Genomic DNA, 16,035 nt, shown 5'->3' on the forward strand with positions numbered 1-16,035 from the left:
GCGCTGTACGTCCAGGCCGCCTACGCGAACGGTGCCCAGATCTACTCCGGCTACTCCTCGTACTCGGGCACCTACGCCCAGACGGCCGCGACCATCCAGGGCCAGAAGTTCACGCAGTACTTCAATGACGCGCAGATCAACCCGTTCACGGGTCAGATCGAGAAAAACGACAACGTCACCGTGTCGGCGGCGTACCTGCACTACTGGTCGCCAGAGTGGCGCTCGGCGTTCTTCGGCTCCTACGGCGAGCAGAACTTCGCGAAAAACTCGCGGTTCGAGCAGGGCGTGCTGTTCAACGTCGTCAACCCGGCCAACTCGTTCGGCGCCAACGGCGTGGGCACGCCCGGCACCCGCTTCTTCGCGCTCAGCCAGGCGCTCCGCGACACCTATCAGTTTGTGGCTGGCGCAAACGTGATCTGGTCGCCGGTCAAGGATCTCGATATCGGCCTGGAAGGCTTCTACACGCAGATCGGCGTGAAGAACGGCCGCGTCATCGACGTCGACAAGGATCCGACCGCCTACTCCCGCGTCGCGGCGATCAACGCTGGCGGCTTGGTCCGGACCACGACCTCGGACGGCGTGTCCCAGATCCGCGTCCGCGTTCAGCGCGACTTCTAATCCCCAGATCGAGGCCGGTTGTTCTCCAAAGCTTCCTGGTCTTGATGTCCCCGTGCAAAGGGACCCTCACTGCCCGGCCGAAAGGCCGGGCTTTTTGCTTTCCTAGAAGTGCGCGAAGCTGGGGCGCGCCGTGATGGCATGGTCTCCCAGCCGACGTTTCGAGCGCAAACGACGCTGTTGCAACGCTCTCAGCCTTACTCGGCTGCTGCAGCACCCTTCGGTTTACGAGCTTTAGAAGGCTTCTCTGTCTGCTCCGCCGACTTCCGACGCTGCTGGCCGAGACCGAGGCTCTTGGCGAGTGCAGACCGCTGCTCCGAGTAGCTAGCTGCCGTTGAGGGGTAGTCCCGCGGCAACCCATAGCGTTCGCGATATTCGTCCATCGTCAGACCGTTGCCGGTGAGATGCCGCTTCAACGTCTTGTACGGCTTTCCGTCGATGAAGCTGATGAGCCCATCGGGTTTAATGGATTTTCGGATCTGAGCTGGCGTCGGCTTTTCCGGACCGACCTCAGCGGGGGCGGGGAGGCTGCCCAACCCAGCGACTGCGGCGTGCACACTTGAAAGCAGCGCCGGCATCTCAGCAGGGGGCACGCGATTGTTCGAAACGTAGGCGGACACGATGTCAGCCGTTAGGGCGACGAGATCCGATTGGCCCCCATTTTGCACATGACCTTCATCAATAATCTGCTCGTCCTTGGTCACCTTAGATCTCCTAAAAACCAAATAGCTACACGAATGCCCCACGTTCCCTTAGTTGATCGGCAACCTTAGGCAAAGATGGCTAAACGTGTCGAATGAACAAAATCGAGAGCAATCTGATCATTGAACACAGACAAAATTCTGAGAAAGCGCTCCCAAGCTTGTAGCGCAAGCATCGTGACGCTGTCTGGTCGGCCGCCAACCAGAGCAGAGACGTTCAAGTGCTGCCATACTGCGAGGCCACTGATCTCGCAGGCTGGGCGCCAAACGGCGATCGCTTCGACCCCGAACTATGCCTCGGTAGGCTAAAGCAAAAAACGGGATATTGACAGCGATGGGCTTGACCGCATCTAAAAATTCGTAATTTAGATTGGCGCCCCACCTCTTGCCGGTGGGCAGTCGCGCATCTGGTAGAGGTAAAGTGAAAGAAGAAGTTGCAGGGTCTGCTCTCGACCTCACTGAGCTGGCTGGCGATATCGTTGCCGCTTACGTTTCTAACAACTCCGTGCCTATCGCTGAGCTTCCAAATCTCATCCGAAACGTGCACGATGCTGTTCGCGGGCTGACTTCTGGTAGCGTAGGGAGTGCGTCCGCGGCGGTTTCTGGAGTCGACAAGCCGAGCGCCGCTCAGATCCGCAAGTCGGTCCGCGATGATGGCATCACGAGCTTTATCGACGGCAAGACCTACAAGACGCTCAAGCGCCACCTGACCAGCCACGGCCTCAATCCTAAGAGCTACCGCGACCACTACGGTCTGCCGGCCGACTACCCGATGGTCGCGCCGAGCTACGCTGAGCGACGTTCCGCTTTAGCCAAGGCTATTGGTCTCGGGCAGCCCGGCGCCATGGCCGAGCGTCAACCGAAGGGGCGTCATAGGGCTGCCAGAACAGGGGCGAGCTGAGGCGACGCTTGGCCCCGCCGCCCGATCCTACTTGGCAGAGTCCGTTGTGTCGTAGACACGGCAGGGCCTCTGCCATAGCTCTCCGCCATGGCCAAAGAGATCCCCAGCGTCGGCGACTTGCGCCGCAAGTCCGAGGTGACGGACGAGGAGATCGAGGCGGCGACGGCCGCCTACTTGAAGGATGAGGGCGTCAAGCCGTTCGCCTTCAAGTCCGGCCACACAATCGATGTCGCCAAGGCGATCGAGATGAACCCGCAGGCCAAGAAGCTGCTGGCCGACAAGGACACCACCCCGGGCCTACGCCGCACGATGGTGACGACGGCCGTCATCATGGGCTTCCCGGTCCCGGGGTGAGCGGCGACAGCACGGTTGGACGCCGATCCCGGGAGAGAGGACGATGCGCTTCGTCGGAGCCTTTGTGGTAGTCGCAGTGCTGATGGTGTCGAACTCGGTCGAGGCGATCACCCCACTGCCTTCTTGCTCTGCAGCCTTCGTGAAGTGGTGGGTCGAGCATGACCGTCGCGCCGAGATCCCGACGCCAGACCGCACATGCGTCATGCAGACCGAGACCAGCGCCTACATCTGCGGCCAGAAGGGCTGCTCCCGAGCGCCGTGACTTGGACAACGGCACGCGCGAGCGTGTTGCTCACCGCCCCGCGCTCTTCTTGACGAACTCCCAGATCGGGATGCCCCAGATCTGACCCTGCCTGGTCCGGTAGGCCGAGCCGCGCTCGAACACGACGCGGGTCGGCTCGACGGCCTGGGCCCGGTTGCCGGTGATCATCATCACTCCACAGACCTCGATCCGCAGCGTCCCGTGCTCTGGATGGAGTGCGAACAGCTCGGCCGCTGTCCAGCTGAGCGCGTGGGCCTCGGCACCGAGGCGGTCGCAGAAATCAATGGCGGACTCCCGGATCGGCGCCCAGCGCGCCGGGGTGAGATAGCGGCATAGCGAGGCGTGTTGAGACAGATCCTCTAAGGCACTGCGCCACACGGCAGCGGCGTCGGGAAGCATGATGGGAGCGAAAGCGGAGACCATCCAGCCGAGCTACGGGAGCGGGCTTGGTGATGCTATGCGGCGGATAGCGGACTTGCCCAACCTATGTTGATTGCGTCGGATAGATGCCGCGCATCAGTGGCGCTTCTGGACCCACCGACATCATGCCGACCGCCCGCCCAACGCTCGCCGATCTCCGTAGGGCCGGCACGGTCAGCAGCAGCGAGATCGTCGCGGCCATCGACCTCTACATGAGGGCTCCGGATGCGGGCCCGTATCGGTTCGCCAGCGGGTACAGCGTCGACATCGCGGCGGCCGTCGCAGCATCGCCCGAGACCTTCGAATTGAAGGCGCGGCCCGGCCCGCAGGAGAAAACGTTCCGGAACGCCGTAACAGCCACTGTCATGGGGGCGCCCGCGATCAAGCCCCGACCGGGCGAGCCGTAAAGACACGGCGCCCGGTCAGTCGCAAACTCAGCAGTTGTCGGCGCCTGGCTTAACGGGCTGACCCTCGGGGGCCTTCTTCGAGCCGTCATCCTTCATGGCGGCGCCTGTGTTGTTCATCGCTCCGACCGTGCCGGGCGACTCCGCCTTTGCCCCGGGGCTCACCTTGGCGGTCGAACCACCGTCGACGTTCGAGGTGGCATCCTTCCCGGTAGCCGCATTCGTGGTCGTGCCGACGTTGCATGGCGCAGCAACAGCCAAGCTCGCCGAAAGCGTGAGCATTGTGGCGGCGGTAGCGATATTCAGGATCTTGGACATGCTTCCTCCAGGTTCTTAAGCCTGAAAGAAGGGTGCTTACTGCTGGTTGTTCCAGCCGACTCCGTGTGGCAACTGCTCGCGCCCGGAAAAGAAGCCTTTTAGAGATCACGAAAATCGGCTCGCTGCGCAGCGAGCGTCCCTATTTCCGAATAAAAAATGGGGGCGCTTTTTATGTGCCGCCTCGCGGCAGGTCGGCAGGCGGGAAGCTGGCGCCGACAGCGCGCAGCGCCTGCACTAAGGCGTTGAGCTGCGCGATGGTAACCACTGGTTCGCCGGGACTGCCCTCGGCTCGCGCCACGACACTCAAAGGCACCTTGGCGCGCTTGGCCAGTTCCGCCGGGGTCCAGCCGATTGAGATCCGTGCTTTGAAGAGCTGCGAGCCCGTAATCATGGCGATGGCCATGAGGACGTGAGCAAGGTCGCGACTGCGGCGGCGACGAGACAATCTCCCATGGCGTACTCGACCCCAGCAGCCTCAAGAGCCCGGGTCGTGCCGACGAAAACGATGGCGACGCCCATCGCAGATAGACGGCGTGCGATCATTCCAGATCCCCTCGACCGACATTCACGTTCGGGTCGTTGCTATCCTGCTCCGACCAGAGCACCGCGCCGTTCGTATCAGTGAGCGTTGCAGAGATGACAGCTCCGCTCGGCAGGCCAGCGCGGTAGAATTGCGCGAGATCCACGGCGTCTTCTATCGTTTCCGCGGCGATGGTCACCGTTTGGCGAGTTGTGTCGGCATCCGAGCCAGACAAACGGAGGATGAAGGTCAGGCGGTAGGTCTGCGTCGCCATCGCTAGCCCTTCCGCTCCCGGAACTGGATCCCAGCCCCGTTTCCGTTCTCGGGGATGAACTCCAGACCGGCGGTCATGACTGATCCCGCTCGCGGAAGCCTTCGAAGAAGAGTGCCAAGCCCTGCAGCTCATCGTCTCCTGACGACTCACTCTCGGGTTCCGACGCCAGTTCGCGCAGCGCCTGCGCCAAAAGAGGCGGCCACTCCACACCGTAATCCTGCAGAAGGCGGGCCGTCTTCGCCAGCGCAACGGCCTGCGCTGCCGGCATGGGCTGCCCTCCCATCCTCGCGTCGAGCGCCCGATATGCGAGCGCCGTGCAGAGCCGCAGAACCTTGGAGAGTGGTTCTGGCGAGGTGCCGGCAGTCACGCCGGGTCTTTCCGGCGCAGCTTCACGCCCGGCTCGCCACCGTTGGTGAACTCGACACCTGCGGCTTCAAGAGCGCGCTGAACGGCCTGCACGTTGACAGACCGCCCTGCGATCGGGCCTGCGCCCGCCGCCTCCATGTTCCGTATTGTATTGACGTTGAGGGACGTGGCTTCGGCCAATCTGGATTGCTCCATGCCCACGAGCGCGCGGGCGGCTTTGAGCTGGTTGCCGATTGTAAGCATCTGGCCCTCTGAATGGGCTATCTATGTATCACACCTAGAAAGCTGTTGGCATAGGGATAGACGCGACGTATCTAGTTTTAATACCTATATCGGAGCAAGCCTCCATGCCCCACCGCACCGTCTCCTGGACCCGCATCGACCGCGCCGGCCGCGACGCCCGCACGAAGATCCCCGCCGGCATGCTCGGTGCCCGTGCCCTGGTGCAGCTCAGCGCCCGCACGCGCCCCCTCGTCGCCGCCGGCCGCTACGACCGCGCCGCCATCATGGCCGCCGCCTGCAAGGCGGCGACCGGCATTCAGGAGCGGTGTGAGCGAGCCAGCTTCGCGCTCGACTCAGGACTGGGCCCATCCTCGCCTTGAAGGCGGCATCGTCGATCGGATCGATTTTGCATCCGCCACGATGCGCGACCTGCAGTCGATCCGGGACCGCGAGGTTGAGACGCCAGAGACCGTGCTGCCGGTTGTAGCGACCGATATCGCAATCGACACGCTGCCGGAGGCGACCATCCTACCCTGGCGCGGCCGCGGGAACATCGTGGCCGCCGTGGGCGTAGCGCTCCTCGACCTCGCAGGCGTACGCTGATGCCGACCACGCTCCCCGACCGAACCGACATCGTAGCCGCCGCCCAGCGCCTGTCCTGGCGCGACACAGCCAAGTTCCTGATCCTGCTGGCACGGGTACACTGGTTGAACCGGCGGTTGAACGCCGCGCATCGCGGGGTTGAACGCCACGGTCTCGACATCGCCGGCCCTGATCTCGTCATCGCCGCCCGGCGCTGGCTCGATACCCATGAGGCTATTGCGGCCCTGCTCGCGATCCCAGAGCCGCCAGAGGCCGCGAAGGTGCGGGCGACGCTGCGACCGCTGGACGATGTCAGGAGACGCGCAGCAGCCGCTCCGCCTCCGCATCCGGCTCGATCTTCTCGCGGTTGAGCCGCGCCCGCATGGCCTTGCCCGGCTTGAATTGCACGTGAGCTTTGGCTGCGACCTGCACGATGGCGCCCGATTGCGGGTTTCGGCCAGTGCGAGCTCCAGTTTCCCGTGTCGAGAAGGCCCCGAAGTCGCGCAGTTCGACGCGATCACCGTCTGCCAGCGCCGCAACAATCCGGTCGAAGATGGCGGAAACCACCGCCTCGACTTCTTTCGCGTAGAGGTGCGGGTTCTGCTCGGCGACGCGGGCGACGAGTTCGGACCGGATCATGCCGAGAAGGTGCCGAGACCGGCGCAACTGGCGCAAGTGCGAGGTCGCACACCCGAACCTAAAACGGAGGTGGCTGCACTGCATGGTGCGATCGGTGCCCTGCTGCCGGGGATCCCCGAGCTGACGCACGTCACGGAGGTGCGGGTGATAATGAGGAAGCCGACCCCGCTTGATCGATAGCCGGACATGCAGTCTGCTGCCGAGAGCCGCGGATCTCCGGTTGAATGAAGCGGCTAGGTCGCCCGGTCCGGACCCCGGTTGTGATCCAGCGCAGCCGAGGGCGGTCACCTTCCCTAGCGCCTAATCCAGACCGGGCGGCCGTCTGTGGAGCTATGATCCAGCTTATTCACGGGCGGCCTTCGGCTCTAATTTGGCAGCCCGCGTCAGGCTCTGAATTACCCGCGGAGGTCGACCTGCCTCCTGCTGCTCGATGCGTTCGCGGGCTGGCTAATCGCCATCGAGGCCGCTCAGAGTGTCACACCCGGTAGCTCCGCTCCACCCATTCCAAAGAGCCGGCATCCACGCCCGCCTTCCGGCAGCTTGAGGGGCACACCAGGCGGCGGGCGCGGAGATCGACGCAGAGTCGACCCAGCTAAGCTACAGCAGGTCCGTCTTGTGTATACTCAGATATGTAATATTACGCACTGAAACCCAGCATCCACGCCCGCCCTCGACAGCTGAGGGGCATATCTGCGGGCGAGCGTGGAGGTCGACCGAAGCCGACCGGCATGCTCTAGGTCTTTCCCGCAGGCGAGTTTCTAATTTATGTGAACTCTGACCGTGCATCCCGAGAATGCCTGTCGCGCCGCCCATGCCCCGCCGATCCTGCCAGAACCCCGACAACTGCCGTGCAGCCGGCCGGGGCGGCCCGTGCCGAACCTGTGATGCGGAGGCGATCGCACATCGCGCTGTCTTGTTGCGAGAGCGGATCTTCGCGAACCGTGCCGAGGGCCGGCCGCCGTATGCCGAGCGTTCCGACGTCCCGGTTTCAAACCGAGCCCTCATACCGAAACTATGAGGCTACGCGTCGTGACCGTTGCAGCCATCGGTCGACCGCCGCGCCGCCTCTTTCGCCAGAGCATGTAGCAGCGCCGTCGTGAACGCTTGCATCTCAGCCGTGCCGTGCTCTTTCACGACCTCGTGCGCCCGGCGGCAGGCATCTACCATCTCATCGAACTCGTGATCGTCTGCCTTCCCGCTCAAAACACACCTGCCAACGCTGCGCGAACCCAGCGCGGTAGATGCTATCCAGCGTTGCGGCGCTGACATAAGTTGCATCGCGAAGATCGATTTGTTGCTGGGAGGCAGTGATGCACCATCCCGCCTGGCGGACATCTGGCGCAAGAAGTCGGCGTGAGCGGGGACGCGATGCCGTTCGACGCATCGCCGAGAGCTTGGGTTGCTCCGTCGAGGCGTTGATGGAGGCTGCGCACCTGGAGACCTATCCGGACGAGACGGCCGAACTCGTCCGGCTCTGGTTCAAGATCGAGGATCCTGCCGCTCGCCGTGCTCTGCTGGCTCAGGTGCGCGAGATGACTACGAGGTAGCCAATTGATACCCATCCGAGCGTTGGCCGAGGGTCGGCTCAGTTGGCGAAGCAAATCTAATGTGTGTTCGCGCGGGCTACGCATCCGTCAGGTAGGTTGCTGAACCTCCCAGGATGCTTGGATCATGACCCGCAGAGACGACGATCCGAGCGATCGACGGGGTGCGCATGCGGCCATCGCGCTGCGTCGGATCGCGGAAGCGCTCGGCAGCCCTGTCGAGACGTTCCTTCAACAGCCAAAATCGCAGAGCGTGGCCGTCAGCACCGAGGAGCTTCTGCGCCTCTGGAGTGACCTTCCCGACGCTCAGGCACGGCGTCGCGTCCTGTCTCAGCTTCGGTTCGAGGTGGGTCGTCATCGGCAGCAATCCGAGGCTGCGGAATAGTTTCAGTGTAGGAGTAGACTGAAGACTAGCTGCGATCGATGTTCGTAAATCTCTGTATGATGCAGGGTTGCAACACATATCTGCAACCTACAGCTGCTCAATGACTAGCATAACCTATGTTCGGGCGAGAGCTTCGGGCAGCCCACCATGACGGTGGTCTACCGGGACGCTCTCGGATGCCAGACGAGCCCAACGACGCCAGCCTACAGTCGGATGTGCGGTTCTTCCGCAGTCTGATCGTCGGCTTGATCACCGCCGAGGTCGCAGTCCTGATCGTCATCCTGCTGTGGTGGTGACGCGGCTCCGTTCAGCCTGTTGGCTGCCGCCATTGCGCAAGACGGGGGACGCTACGGTAATGAAAGACATCTGGAACAAGATGAGGCCGGTGCTGTCGGCCACCTCGATATGCCAGTCGTCACCGAGAGCGATCCGCTGAGCGTCGTCCTTGATGAGCGCGCCAGCTAACCGAACCGCCTCGACCCGAGCTTCAGCCCAATCCTGCAACTCAGTGCCGCTATCGTCCGGCGAACTGAAGCCGTCGCGGATGTTGAAGAAGAACCGGGGCACGCGCATCTCCGCTGTCGAGGCAGGGACAGAAGTCCTCACTCGCGGCGTGCCCGGATGATTGCCGCGATTGCGCGCAGTGTGACCCACCACGATTTGCGATGCTACTCAGCAAGTTAGTTTTGTGCTGCCGCTCGGCTCGATTACAGCGAACCCGTCGTGGTGCGACTGCTTACTGCCTCACCACTGATCGCGGAGAGGCAAGGTGCAGGTAGGTCGGATCGAAGCTGCAGAACGCCTTCAACCGGTCTACGTCGGGGATGATCAGCCGCTGCCGCCTCATGACGATCAGACCCTGCCCCCGAAGGTACTGAAGCGTGCGGTTGACGTGCACGCTCGTCAGTCCAAGCAGGTCGGCGAGATCGTACTTTCGCAACGGCCAAGCATAGCTGTTCTCTTCCGTCCAGCCGACGAGCTGCAGGCGGATGAGCAACTCGCAGAAGAAGCGCGACATCCGCTGGGCCGCCTCTCGCTGCCCGAGGTTGACCAACCACTCGCGCAGCGTCGCCTCGTCAACCAGGGTCGCCCACCACAAGGTCTGGCGGATGCGGGGGTGGTTCTCCGTGAGGTCGGCGATGGTCGCGACCGGAATGTCCACGATGGTGCACGGTGACAGCGTGGCGATGCCGTGATCCATCTCACCCAGGATCGCAATGTGCAGGTCGCAGAAGTCGCCGGGCACCATCACGGCGACGATCTGCCGGCTGCCGTCAGGCGTCACCTTGTAGCGACAGGCCAAGCCGTCGAGCACGAGGTGCACGTCGCTGGGCGGATCACCTTGTGAGATGATGTGCTGGCGCGCCTCGAGATGACGCGGTGAGACGCAGAGCCCTTCGAGAACCGTGCGATCCTCGTCAGTAAGGCTGCCCGCGACTCGAAGCTTCCGGATCAGTGGGTTGGCCGACAGCGACCTTTCGAGTTGTGGCTTGGTGGAGTGCACCCTGTTTGACTGGACAGGCAGCGGGGTGGGTTTAGGCAGTCCGGCTGAGGTACTCTCGGGGCGAGAGCATGCGCAGGCCGGAGTGCGGGTGGAAGGTGTTGTAGTCCTCGAACCAAGCCGGCAGAAGCCGCATCACGGTCTCGACGTCGGCCAAGATGGCGAGGCGGGCATAGTCGCGCTTGAGCGTCTTCACGAACGCCTCCGCGATGCCGTTGCTCTGCGGCGATCGCATCGGGGTGAACAGCAACCGTAGGCCGAGCGCGGCGGCCGTCTGCGCTGTCTCCTTGGCGATGTAAGCGGAGCCATTGTCGGACAGCCATTCGACCGGGTGCGGGGTCTTCGTCCCGCCGAACCGGCGCTCGCAGCAGGCGATCATCAGGTCGCAGACCATCTCAGCCGAGACGCCTGTCGTGGTCGCCGACCACGCCATGATCTCGCGGTCGCAAGCGTCGATGGCAAACAGCACGCGGACGACCGCACCGTCCCGGCAGCGCAGTTCGAGGTGATCCGAGCACCAGCGCACGTTCGAGCGCAACGCCACCACGGTGCCGTCGTGGGTGCGGCCGGGACGACGGGCGGTGTGCGGCGCGAGGGTGAGCCCGTTCGCCCGCAGGATGCGCAGCACCCGCTTGGCATTGACGCTCGCTTCGCCGCGCGAGCGCAGGGCCCGGTTCACCAGTGCGGTGACGCGGCAATAGCCGTAGCTCGGGCGGGCATCGACGATCGCGCGGATCGTCGGCAGCAGCTGTGCATCCTCGGGCTTGTGGTAGAGGCCGCGCGGCCGAACAGGTCGACTCAGGCGCTCGGCCAGGTGGGAGCGGGCTACACCGAGCGTGTCGGCGACCGCTTTCACCGCGAACCGCCCGTCGAACCGCCCCAGGAGCTGAGCGGCGAGGTCGGTTTTTTTGTGCGGGCGAGGTCGAGCGCCTCCTTCAGGATCTCGACCTCCATGGTCTTGCGCCCGAGCAGGCGTTCGAGGTCGCGCACGCGCCGCTCCAACTCGCGAACCCGGCTGGTGCCGACGACCTCCTCGTCGGCGTGCACGGCCTGATGGCCGCCCTCCAGCATGCGCCGCTTCCACGAGAACAGCAGGCTGAGCGAGAGGCCGTAGCGGCGGGCGACGAACGACACGGACGAGCCGGGCTGCTGGCTCTCCTCAACGAGGCGGATCTTCTCGGTGGTGGACCAGCGCCGTCGACGCTGAACGCCGGACAGGATTTCGCCATGCACCGGTGGGGCGGTCGGATCAGATGACATAGCCTTACCCATAGGCCAACGCCTATGCCTTCGTGAGCTATGCCGCCTGTCCGGTCAAAACGGGGTGCGGTTCACTTGGACCCCATCAGCGCAGCAGCCACTGCCCGGTGAAGTTCAGCGTCGCCGAATAGACGGAGTGTCCGTCATCATCGGTCACCAGCACCGTGAAAGTGCGGCGGTCGCCATCCTTCGGGATGTCCTCGCGGGCGATGTCGGGCAGCACACGCATGGCATGCTGCCGCACGGTATCAAGGTCGAGACACTCGGTGCCGGTGTCGTCCCGCGTCGGCCCGCCGTCGTGAATGTCGAAGAAGTAGCGAGGCACGTGATGCGCTCCCTATGGCGATGAGCCGGGAGCACAAGCCTCTCACAGTCGCCGACGGCTCGGGCCGGAGTCAGCGATGGGCATACGTAATGTGTGCTATATTCCAGCGCACTTACTTATGTGAGATCCGACGTGAGCAGCTTTTGGCTGATCTGGCGGGCGCTGCACAAACTGCTACGTTTCTTTTGCGTTCGGCGAGGAGGCCGCAACTACATAAAGCGCGGTGCGGACGTAGTGAGTGGCCTATGGTACCGCGATGCCTCTCATGACCCTCGACCTGCTGGCGACGCTGCACGTGGTCGATGAGGATATCACGGCGGTCGTCGAAGCCTACCTGGCCAACCCACAGAGCGGTCCAATTAATTTCGGCGAAGGCTTCCGCATCGACCCGGCCGCAGCCGTCGCAGGCCATCCGTTCGCTAGGACGCTGATGAGTCAGCCATGGGCAAGCGATGATCTCCGCCGCGCGGCGGTGCGGGCCGCCATCCTGCTGGCGCAGCCGGAACGATGCTGACTGGTCTGATCAGGACGCGCGCAGAAGCCGCTCCGCCTTCAACTCTGGCTCGATCTTCTCGCGGTTGAGCCGAGCCTTCATCAGCTTGCTCGGGGCGAAGTGGACGTTCGCCTTGGCCGCCACCTGCACGCTGGCACCAGAGCGCGGGTTGCGGCCGATGCGGGCCTTAGTCTCCCGCGTCGAGAAGGCCCCGAACCCGCGTAGCTCCACGCGGTCGCCGTTCGTCAGTGCGTCGGTCATTCTATCGAGGATGGCATCCACCACTCGCTCGACATCCCGCGCGTACAGGTGCGGGTTCTGCTCGGCGATGCGGGCGACAAGTTCAGACCGGATCATGGTGACGCTTGGTTCAGCGTGGCTTTGCCTGTCCACCGGGCGCCCAACCGTGCGCCTGGACTGCCTTGACGATCTTACCCTGCATCTCGGGCATCACCGACTGCATCCACTGCTGCATGCCCGTTAGTTGAACCTGGGCGAGTTGCGGCTGGGCTGCCGCGAGGTGCTTGCCGGCCGGCGTCGCATAAAAGGCCGCAATGGCCTGCAGGTCGTCCTTACCGAGGACCGTAGCGAAGCCGCGAGCCTGGATGTCGAGCAACTCGTCATAGTGCGCGGTCAGGGTCGGTAAGACCACCTCCTGCACCAACACCTGTGCCTTGTCGGGTTCCTTGATGCCGAGCTGCTGCATCATGCCGACCATCGGCCCAGCCATGGCGCTGAGCGTCGCGGTGCGATCGCCCTGCATCTGCGCGACCGTCTCCCGCGCGACCTTCACCAGAGCCGGATCCGGCACGGTCGTCGAAGCAGGCTTCTGAGCCGATTGAGCGAACACGGCGCAAGGCAGCGCAGCTCCGAGGCACAGGCCGGCAATAACGGTCGAAAGGCGCATGAGACGGTCCGCTGCTGTGGGGGCGCGATCCGGCTGTGTCGCAGACCGCTGGTTCAGCAGCATACGGCGGCATCGATCGATGTCGACCGCTGGGATGCCAAAGTTGACTTAACCGTGCGCCCCGGCCGACATGGACCGTTCCGGCTGCACCCGCCTCGGCGAGTCGCGGCCGCCATTTAGGAGACCATCGCCGCGAGATAGACCCCGAAAAGCCAACAGCCCCTTCCCGGCAAGGAAGAGGCTGCTGAAAATCCTGGGGCCTTGTGGGGCCGGTGTGACTACCCCCCCCACAAGCCATGACCTCCCTCGGGAGTCAAGATGGAACCTGTTTCCGTCAACGGGAAGGCTTGGCCTGGACCCTAGCCGCGGCCCGAGAGGGACCGGGACCGATGACCTATGCCGAGGAAATCCGCCGACAGGCGGAGACGGCCCCGCGCGCCGCGCTGCCGGCTATCACGGCTGCGCTGTGGAAGGCCTACGGCGAAGGGAAGGTGACGGAGGCCGAGGCCGAGAAGCTGTCCGTTCTGATTGAGGCGCAGCGTCAAACCCATGTTACAGCCGCCTGGTCAAAGCCCGAACAGGGCTCGAACCCCTCGGCAACCTCACCAATCCAAGTTGGGATCGCTTCCGGAGCTGTAGGGTCGCCCAGGAGGACCGTTGGCTCGCGCCCACGCACGGATCCTCGATGGAGCGTCATCGCCGCTGGGCGGCCTCTGGGCGGCTCCCACCGGCCATCGCGGTGCGGTTCACGCTGGCAGAGCAGGCGGTCCTCGCCTTGGTGGCCGCTGAGACCGCCCGCCGGAAGGACTGCCGGCTGTCGATCGAGAACATGGCCGCGGTGGCCGGCGTGTGCCGCTCGACCGTGAAGAACGCCATCCGCGAGGCCCGGCAGTTCGGGCTCCTGACCGTCGAGGAGCGCCAGATTACTGGCTTCCGCAACGACACCAACGTGCTCCGGATCATCTCGCCGGAGTGGCAGGGCTGGATCCGGCTCACTCGAAAGCCTGCAAGGCAGTCCCATGATGGGGATACCGTGGCAGGACCCCCTCCGCGAAGAGAGGGCCATCACGGCCCCACCTCTCAAGGGGGAGGGGGCAAAACCGTAACCAGCACGCCTACTGAGGTTCCAGTTCTGGGGAAAACGAGGCCAGCGGAACCAAACGAAGGCTGCCGGAGGGCATTGGGCGACCTTGACTGAAGCGACTCCGTGAGAATTCTCGCGGGTGGTAGAGGCGGCCGAGCCATGCGCTGAGGGTCTACGGTCGGACGATAGAACGAACGCAATCGAAACCAATCTGACGTAGTTGGCTTCAGATCGTTCCAGCGCAAAACCTCAGCGCTATCAGGCTATTTACGACCGTGCTCGACGAGACCTTGCTGGGCGACATCTATGAGGCTGCTCATATTCCAGAGGCGTGGCCAGCGCTGCTCGATCGCCTATCGCAGATGACGGGCGCTTGGGGTGGCATGCTCTTTACAGCCACGCCTGAAGCGACGCGCTGGACCGCCTCGGAGGCTACAACCCCGTTTTTCGATGCATTCCTGGCCGCTGGCTGGATGGCGGCAAACCCCTTGGTCGAGCGCGGGGTTCGGCGCGATCATGCGGGGTTTCTGACCGACCTCGATCTCTTCACCGATGAGGAACTCGACCAGGAGCCCATGTACGCCGACATGCGACGCCTCGGAGGCGGCTGGCATCTCGGGACCGCCATCGCGGTTCCGAACGGTGACACCCTCGTGGTCAACATCGAGCGCCGCCACGGACAAGGCCCCTTTTCCCGAGCCCAAGCCGAGCACCTCGACACTTACCGCCCGCACCTCGCCCGTGCGGCACTCCTGGCGGCGCGGTACAGTCAATTGCGGTTCGAGGCCACGGTCGGCGATTTGGAAGCCCTTGGACTAGCGGCGGCCGCCCTATCGTTCAGCGGCAGGATCCTGGCGGCGAACGATCGCTTCGTGAGACATATGCCGGCTTTGTTTCAGGATGGGCCGACTGGACTGGTCATTTCCCATCCACCAGCTGACGCTAGCCTGCGCACGATCTTGGACAATGGGCGCATTGCGCCAAACGCGATGCAAGGCGCCTCGATACCGCTGCCGGCAGGGATCAACGGTCAAGCGGCGATCGTTCACCTCGTCCCCGTCCTCGGGAACGCGCGCGACGTCTTCGCGCGGACCGCTTGCCTCGCCGTGGTCACGCCTCTCGACGCTGATCGTGTGCCGGATGCACGGCTCGTCCAAGGACTGTTTGATCTGACGCCAGCCGAAGCTCGCATCGCTCGCGACGTCGCGCGAGGCCTGAATGTCCCGACGCTCGCCGAACAGACAGGTGTGTCGGCCAACACGGTGCGCTCGCAGCTCAAGGCCGTGTTCGCCAAAACTGGGACGGGGCGCCAGTCGGAACTGGCTGCGCTGCTTAACGGGATCGTCCTGCTCTCTGGGGCAGGCTGATTGAGCGTGAGCGTCGGCGGCGGTGGTGTTCTCAACACCGCAGAGCTGCGGCTCTCGGCCAATCAGTGCATGCGGCGCGATCCGGTGTTGGCCCTAATCCAGTTGGGCGCCAGAATGTCGCCGTTCTCGGTGATGATCCAGGGCTTCGCGTTTTCCGCGTCGATTACCTCGGCCGCTGCGGCCAGAGCCGCGCGCAGGGTCGAGAAGCTGCGAGCGTCGGCGACATGGGCCGGTGTATGGCCGGGCCACACGGTGAGTTCAGCAGGCTTATCGAGATCGGAGAGCGTCATCGGTTCGCTGGGGCTCGTGGCGGGGCCGGGCTTATGCCGCGGGGCTGAGGTCGCTGGTACCGGGTCAGGCGCTTATGGCCCGGGGAGTGGCTATGCGTGGGTCCGCATTGCCAGGAGGATCAGGCGGTCCTCGGTCCCGGCCGGGGAACACGCACCTCGACCATCTGTCCGGTGAGCAGATTGAGGATCTGCATGGCTGCGTATCTCCGGTGGGTGTGCCGGTAGAACGTCGCCACATCGCGGTAGGATCGAGGCGACCCGAGCAATTGCGCTGAGTTGGTGAACCGTTCGTTTACTCTGG

Annotated in this window: 28 protein-coding genes and 1 pseudogene; 12 read left to right on the forward strand and 17 right to left on the reverse strand. The window is 64.0% G+C overall.

Annotated elements, in window-relative coordinates:
* Positions 1 to 618, forward strand: a pseudogene (locus ACLBX9_RS29875) (porin); the annotation flags it as partial.
* 194 nt (positions 619 to 812) lie between these two features.
* Here the strand turns inward: ACLBX9_RS29875 and ACLBX9_RS29880 are convergent.
* Positions 813 to 1,319 carry a MucR family transcriptional regulator gene (locus ACLBX9_RS29880; protein ID WP_447721464.1) on the reverse strand — a complete coding sequence of 169 codons (507 nt, stop codon included), beginning with the start codon at positions 1,317 to 1,319 and terminating at the stop codon, positions 813 to 815.
* A 418-nt stretch (positions 1,320 to 1,737) separates the two neighbouring features.
* Here ACLBX9_RS29880 and ACLBX9_RS29885 point away from each other — a divergent pair, with 418 nt between their 5' ends.
* The 3 genes from ACLBX9_RS29885 to ACLBX9_RS29895 all read left to right on the forward strand — a co-directional run bounded on the left by ACLBX9_RS29885 (position 1,738) and on the right by ACLBX9_RS29895 (position 2,833).
* Entirely contained in the window at positions 1,738 to 2,217 is a 480-nt protein-coding gene (locus ACLBX9_RS29885) for a MucR family transcriptional regulator (RefSeq protein ID WP_447721465.1), read from the forward strand.
* Positions 2,218 to 2,304: 87 nt separating this feature from the next.
* Positions 2,305 to 2,571: a hypothetical protein gene (locus ACLBX9_RS29890; protein WP_447721466.1), complete on the forward strand. Its 267-nt coding sequence runs from the start codon at positions 2,305 to 2,307 to the stop codon at positions 2,569 to 2,571.
* 43 nt (positions 2,572 to 2,614) lie between these two features.
* Complete coding sequence (locus ACLBX9_RS29895) at positions 2,615 to 2,833, forward strand: hypothetical protein (RefSeq protein ID WP_447721467.1); 219 nt, start codon at positions 2,615 to 2,617, stop codon at positions 2,831 to 2,833.
* A gap of 30 nt (positions 2,834 to 2,863) precedes the next feature.
* Here the strand turns inward: ACLBX9_RS29895 and ACLBX9_RS29900 are convergent, their stop codons facing one another.
* Positions 2,864 to 3,256 (reverse strand): hypothetical protein, encoded by a 393-nt coding sequence (locus ACLBX9_RS29900; RefSeq protein ID WP_447721468.1) that lies wholly within the window; start codon positions 3,254 to 3,256, stop codon positions 2,864 to 2,866.
* A gap of 122 nt (positions 3,257 to 3,378) precedes the next feature.
* Here ACLBX9_RS29900 and ACLBX9_RS29905 point away from each other — a divergent pair, with 122 nt between their 5' ends.
* Positions 3,379 to 3,660 carry a hypothetical protein gene (locus tag ACLBX9_RS29905; RefSeq protein ID WP_039895059.1) on the forward strand — a complete coding sequence of 94 codons (282 nt, stop codon included), beginning with the start codon at positions 3,379 to 3,381 and terminating at the stop codon, positions 3,658 to 3,660.
* 27 nt (positions 3,661 to 3,687) lie between these two features.
* On the opposite strand, the gene ACLBX9_RS29910 is transcribed toward ACLBX9_RS29905, so the two are convergent.
* The 5 genes from ACLBX9_RS29910 to ACLBX9_RS29930 form a co-directional block, all read right to left on the reverse strand.
* The gene (locus ACLBX9_RS29910; protein ID WP_039895038.1) at positions 3,688 to 3,975 is read right to left on the reverse strand and encodes a hypothetical protein; all 288 of its coding nucleotides are present in this window, start codon (positions 3,973 to 3,975) and stop codon (positions 3,688 to 3,690) included.
* A gap of 169 nt (positions 3,976 to 4,144) precedes the next feature.
* A complete protein-coding gene (locus tag ACLBX9_RS29915; RefSeq protein WP_447721469.1) occupies positions 4,145 to 4,378 on the reverse strand; it encodes a helix-turn-helix domain-containing protein in 234 nt (77 codons plus the stop codon).
* A 136-nt stretch (positions 4,379 to 4,514) separates the two neighbouring features.
* The gene (locus ACLBX9_RS29920) at positions 4,515 to 4,769 is read right to left on the reverse strand and encodes a hypothetical protein (RefSeq protein WP_447721470.1); all 255 of its coding nucleotides are present in this window, start codon (positions 4,767 to 4,769) and stop codon (positions 4,515 to 4,517) included.
* A gap of 73 nt (positions 4,770 to 4,842) precedes the next feature.
* Entirely contained in the window at positions 4,843 to 5,136 is a 294-nt protein-coding gene (locus ACLBX9_RS29925) for a hypothetical protein (RefSeq protein WP_447721471.1), read from the reverse strand.
* The gene (locus ACLBX9_RS29930) at positions 5,133 to 5,378 is read right to left on the reverse strand and encodes a hypothetical protein (RefSeq protein WP_447721472.1); all 246 of its coding nucleotides are present in this window, start codon (positions 5,376 to 5,378) and stop codon (positions 5,133 to 5,135) included. The genes ACLBX9_RS29925 and ACLBX9_RS29930 overlap by 4 nt, the downstream gene beginning before the upstream one ends.
* A 104-nt stretch (positions 5,379 to 5,482) precedes the next feature.
* On the opposite strand from ACLBX9_RS29930, the gene ACLBX9_RS29935 reads away from it, so the two are divergent.
* Genes ACLBX9_RS29935 through ACLBX9_RS29945 form a run of 3 tightly spaced genes read left to right on the forward strand, consistent with a single transcriptional unit; the run spans position 5,483 to position 6,310 of the window.
* Positions 5,483 to 5,737 (forward strand): hypothetical protein, encoded by a 255-nt coding sequence (locus ACLBX9_RS29935; RefSeq protein WP_447721473.1) that lies wholly within the window; start codon positions 5,483 to 5,485, stop codon positions 5,735 to 5,737.
* A 40-nt stretch (positions 5,738 to 5,777) separates the two neighbouring features.
* Positions 5,778 to 5,960, forward strand: coding sequence for a hypothetical protein (locus ACLBX9_RS29940; RefSeq protein WP_447721474.1), 183 nt, complete (start codon positions 5,778 to 5,780; stop codon positions 5,958 to 5,960).
* Positions 5,960 to 6,310 (forward strand): hypothetical protein, encoded by a 351-nt coding sequence (locus ACLBX9_RS29945; RefSeq protein WP_447721475.1) that lies wholly within the window; start codon positions 5,960 to 5,962, stop codon positions 6,308 to 6,310. The genes ACLBX9_RS29940 and ACLBX9_RS29945 overlap by 1 nt, the downstream gene beginning before the upstream one ends.
* Here ACLBX9_RS29945 and ACLBX9_RS29950 read toward each other — a convergent pair.
* Complete coding sequence (locus ACLBX9_RS29950) at positions 6,252 to 6,578, reverse strand: HU family DNA-binding protein (RefSeq protein WP_447721476.1); 327 nt, start codon at positions 6,576 to 6,578, stop codon at positions 6,252 to 6,254. The two genes, ACLBX9_RS29945 and ACLBX9_RS29950, sit on opposite strands and share 59 nt — an antisense overlap.
* Positions 6,579 to 7,996: 1,418 nt before the next feature.
* Between ACLBX9_RS29950 and ACLBX9_RS29955 the strand changes: the two genes are divergently transcribed.
* Entirely contained in the window at positions 7,997 to 8,125 is a 129-nt protein-coding gene (locus ACLBX9_RS29955; protein WP_447721477.1) for a hypothetical protein, read from the forward strand.
* Between the two features lie 76 nt (positions 8,126 to 8,201).
* Here the strand turns inward: ACLBX9_RS29955 and ACLBX9_RS29960 are convergent, their stop codons facing one another.
* The 5 genes from ACLBX9_RS29960 to ACLBX9_RS29980 form a co-directional block, all read right to left on the reverse strand.
* The gene (locus tag ACLBX9_RS29960; RefSeq protein WP_447721478.1) at positions 8,202 to 8,480 is read right to left on the reverse strand and encodes a hypothetical protein; all 279 of its coding nucleotides are present in this window, start codon (positions 8,478 to 8,480) and stop codon (positions 8,202 to 8,204) included.
* A 303-nt stretch (positions 8,481 to 8,783) separates the two neighbouring features.
* Positions 8,784 to 9,074 carry a DUF6894 family protein gene (locus tag ACLBX9_RS29965; RefSeq protein ID WP_447721479.1) on the reverse strand — a complete coding sequence of 97 codons (291 nt, stop codon included), beginning with the start codon at positions 9,072 to 9,074 and terminating at the stop codon, positions 8,784 to 8,786.
* A gap of 169 nt (positions 9,075 to 9,243) precedes the next feature.
* The gene (locus ACLBX9_RS29970) at positions 9,244 to 10,011 is read right to left on the reverse strand and encodes a Crp/Fnr family transcriptional regulator (protein ID WP_447721480.1); all 768 of its coding nucleotides are present in this window, start codon (positions 10,009 to 10,011) and stop codon (positions 9,244 to 9,246) included.
* Positions 10,012 to 10,042: 31 nt separating this feature from the next.
* Positions 10,043 to 11,280 (reverse strand): IS3 family transposase gene (locus tag ACLBX9_RS29975; protein WP_447721481.1). Its coding sequence is split into 2 segments (ribosomal slippage): positions 10,043 to 10,920 and positions 10,920 to 11,280, totalling 1,239 coding nucleotides; the frame shifts between segments, so codons are not numbered across the junction.
* Between the two features lie 73 nt (positions 11,281 to 11,353).
* A complete protein-coding gene (locus tag ACLBX9_RS29980; RefSeq protein ID WP_447721482.1) occupies positions 11,354 to 11,593 on the reverse strand; it encodes a DUF6894 family protein in 240 nt (79 codons plus the stop codon).
* Between the two features lie 265 nt (positions 11,594 to 11,858).
* Here ACLBX9_RS29980 and ACLBX9_RS29985 point away from each other — a divergent pair, with 265 nt between their 5' ends.
* On the forward strand, positions 11,859 to 12,107 hold the full coding sequence (locus ACLBX9_RS29985; RefSeq protein WP_447721483.1) for a hypothetical protein: 249 nt from the start codon (positions 11,859 to 11,861) through the stop codon (positions 12,105 to 12,107).
* Between the two features lie 9 nt (positions 12,108 to 12,116).
* Here ACLBX9_RS29985 and ACLBX9_RS29990 read toward each other — a convergent pair whose 3' ends face one another.
* Together ACLBX9_RS29990 and ACLBX9_RS29995 are read right to left on the reverse strand one after the other, a co-directional pair.
* On the reverse strand, positions 12,117 to 12,443 hold the full coding sequence (locus tag ACLBX9_RS29990) for an integration host factor subunit beta (RefSeq protein ID WP_447721484.1): 327 nt from the start codon (positions 12,441 to 12,443) through the stop codon (positions 12,117 to 12,119).
* A gap of 13 nt (positions 12,444 to 12,456) precedes the next feature.
* On the reverse strand, positions 12,457 to 12,993 hold the full coding sequence (locus tag ACLBX9_RS29995; protein WP_447721485.1) for a DUF2059 domain-containing protein: 537 nt from the start codon (positions 12,991 to 12,993) through the stop codon (positions 12,457 to 12,459).
* 685 nt (positions 12,994 to 13,678) lie between these two features.
* Between ACLBX9_RS29995 and ACLBX9_RS30000 the strand changes: the two genes are divergently transcribed.
* On the forward strand, positions 13,679 to 14,191 hold the full coding sequence (locus ACLBX9_RS30000; protein WP_447718886.1) for a hypothetical protein: 513 nt from the start codon (positions 13,679 to 13,681) through the stop codon (positions 14,189 to 14,191).
* A 161-nt stretch (positions 14,192 to 14,352) separates the two neighbouring features.
* Positions 14,353 to 15,444, forward strand: coding sequence for a helix-turn-helix transcriptional regulator (locus ACLBX9_RS30005; RefSeq protein WP_447718887.1), 1,092 nt, complete (start codon positions 14,353 to 14,355; stop codon positions 15,442 to 15,444).
* Between the two features lie 62 nt (positions 15,445 to 15,506).
* Here ACLBX9_RS30005 and ACLBX9_RS30010 read toward each other — a convergent pair whose 3' ends face one another.
* Positions 15,507 to 15,734, reverse strand: a complete 228-nt coding sequence (locus ACLBX9_RS30010) for a hypothetical protein (protein ID WP_447718888.1) — start codon at positions 15,732 to 15,734, stop codon at positions 15,507 to 15,509.
* Between the two features lie 119 nt (positions 15,735 to 15,853).
* On the reverse strand, positions 15,854 to 16,035 hold a 182-nt coding region (locus ACLBX9_RS30015), incomplete at its 5' end, for a hypothetical protein (RefSeq protein WP_447718889.1).

This window comes from Methylobacterium sp. A49B (genome assembly GCF_053346215.1).

What these genes read in the sequence shown, in the direction of transcription:
- ACLBX9_RS29890 (WP_447721466.1), top strand. Translation starts at nt 2,305, where the DNA reads ATGGCCAAAGAGATCCCCAGCGTCGGCGACTTGCGCCGCAAGTCCGAG.
- ACLBX9_RS29895 (WP_447721467.1), top strand. Translation starts at nt 2,615, where the DNA reads ATGCGCTTCGTCGGAGCCTTTGTGGTAGTCGCAGTGCTGATGGTGTCG.
- ACLBX9_RS29900 (WP_447721468.1), bottom strand. Translation starts at nt 3,256, where the DNA reads ATGGTCTCCGCTTTCGCTCCCATCATGCTTCCCGACGCCGCTGCCGTG.
- ACLBX9_RS29905 (WP_039895059.1), top strand. Translation starts at nt 3,379, where the DNA reads ATGCCGACCGCCCGCCCAACGCTCGCCGATCTCCGTAGGGCCGGCACG.
- ACLBX9_RS29910 (WP_039895038.1), bottom strand. Translation starts at nt 3,975, where the DNA reads ATGTCCAAGATCCTGAATATCGCTACCGCCGCCACAATGCTCACGCTT.
- ACLBX9_RS29915 (WP_447721469.1), bottom strand. Translation starts at nt 4,378, where the DNA reads ATGGCCATCGCCATGATTACGGGCTCGCAGCTCTTCAAAGCACGGATC.
- ACLBX9_RS29920 (WP_447721470.1), bottom strand. Translation starts at nt 4,769, where the DNA reads ATGGCGACGCAGACCTACCGCCTGACCTTCATCCTCCGTTTGTCTGGC.
- ACLBX9_RS29930 (WP_447721472.1), bottom strand. Translation starts at nt 5,378, where the DNA reads ATGCTTACAATCGGCAACCAGCTCAAAGCCGCCCGCGCGCTCGTGGGC.
- ACLBX9_RS29935 (WP_447721473.1), top strand. Translation starts at nt 5,483, where the DNA reads ATGCCCCACCGCACCGTCTCCTGGACCCGCATCGACCGCGCCGGCCGC.
- ACLBX9_RS29940 (WP_447721474.1), top strand. Translation starts at nt 5,778, where the DNA reads ATGCGCGACCTGCAGTCGATCCGGGACCGCGAGGTTGAGACGCCAGAG.
- ACLBX9_RS29945 (WP_447721475.1), top strand. Translation starts at nt 5,960, where the DNA reads ATGCCGACCACGCTCCCCGACCGAACCGACATCGTAGCCGCCGCCCAG.
- ACLBX9_RS29950 (WP_447721476.1), bottom strand. Translation starts at nt 6,578, where the DNA reads ATGATCCGGTCCGAACTCGTCGCCCGCGTCGCCGAGCAGAACCCGCAC.
- ACLBX9_RS29955 (WP_447721477.1), top strand. Translation starts at nt 7,997, where the DNA reads ATGGAGGCTGCGCACCTGGAGACCTATCCGGACGAGACGGCCGAACTC.
- ACLBX9_RS29960 (WP_447721478.1), bottom strand. Translation starts at nt 8,480, where the DNA reads ATGACGACCCACCTCGAACCGAAGCTGAGACAGGACGCGACGCCGTGC.
- ACLBX9_RS29985 (WP_447721483.1), top strand. Translation starts at nt 11,859, where the DNA reads ATGACCCTCGACCTGCTGGCGACGCTGCACGTGGTCGATGAGGATATC.
- ACLBX9_RS29990 (WP_447721484.1), bottom strand. Translation starts at nt 12,443, where the DNA reads ATGATCCGGTCTGAACTTGTCGCCCGCATCGCCGAGCAGAACCCGCAC.
- ACLBX9_RS29995 (WP_447721485.1), bottom strand. Translation starts at nt 12,993, where the DNA reads ATGCGCCTTTCGACCGTTATTGCCGGCCTGTGCCTCGGAGCTGCGCTG.
- ACLBX9_RS30000 (WP_447718886.1), top strand. Translation starts at nt 13,679, where the DNA reads ATGGAGCGTCATCGCCGCTGGGCGGCCTCTGGGCGGCTCCCACCGGCC.
- ACLBX9_RS30010 (WP_447718888.1), bottom strand. Translation starts at nt 15,734, where the DNA reads ATGACGCTCTCCGATCTCGATAAGCCTGCTGAACTCACCGTGTGGCCC.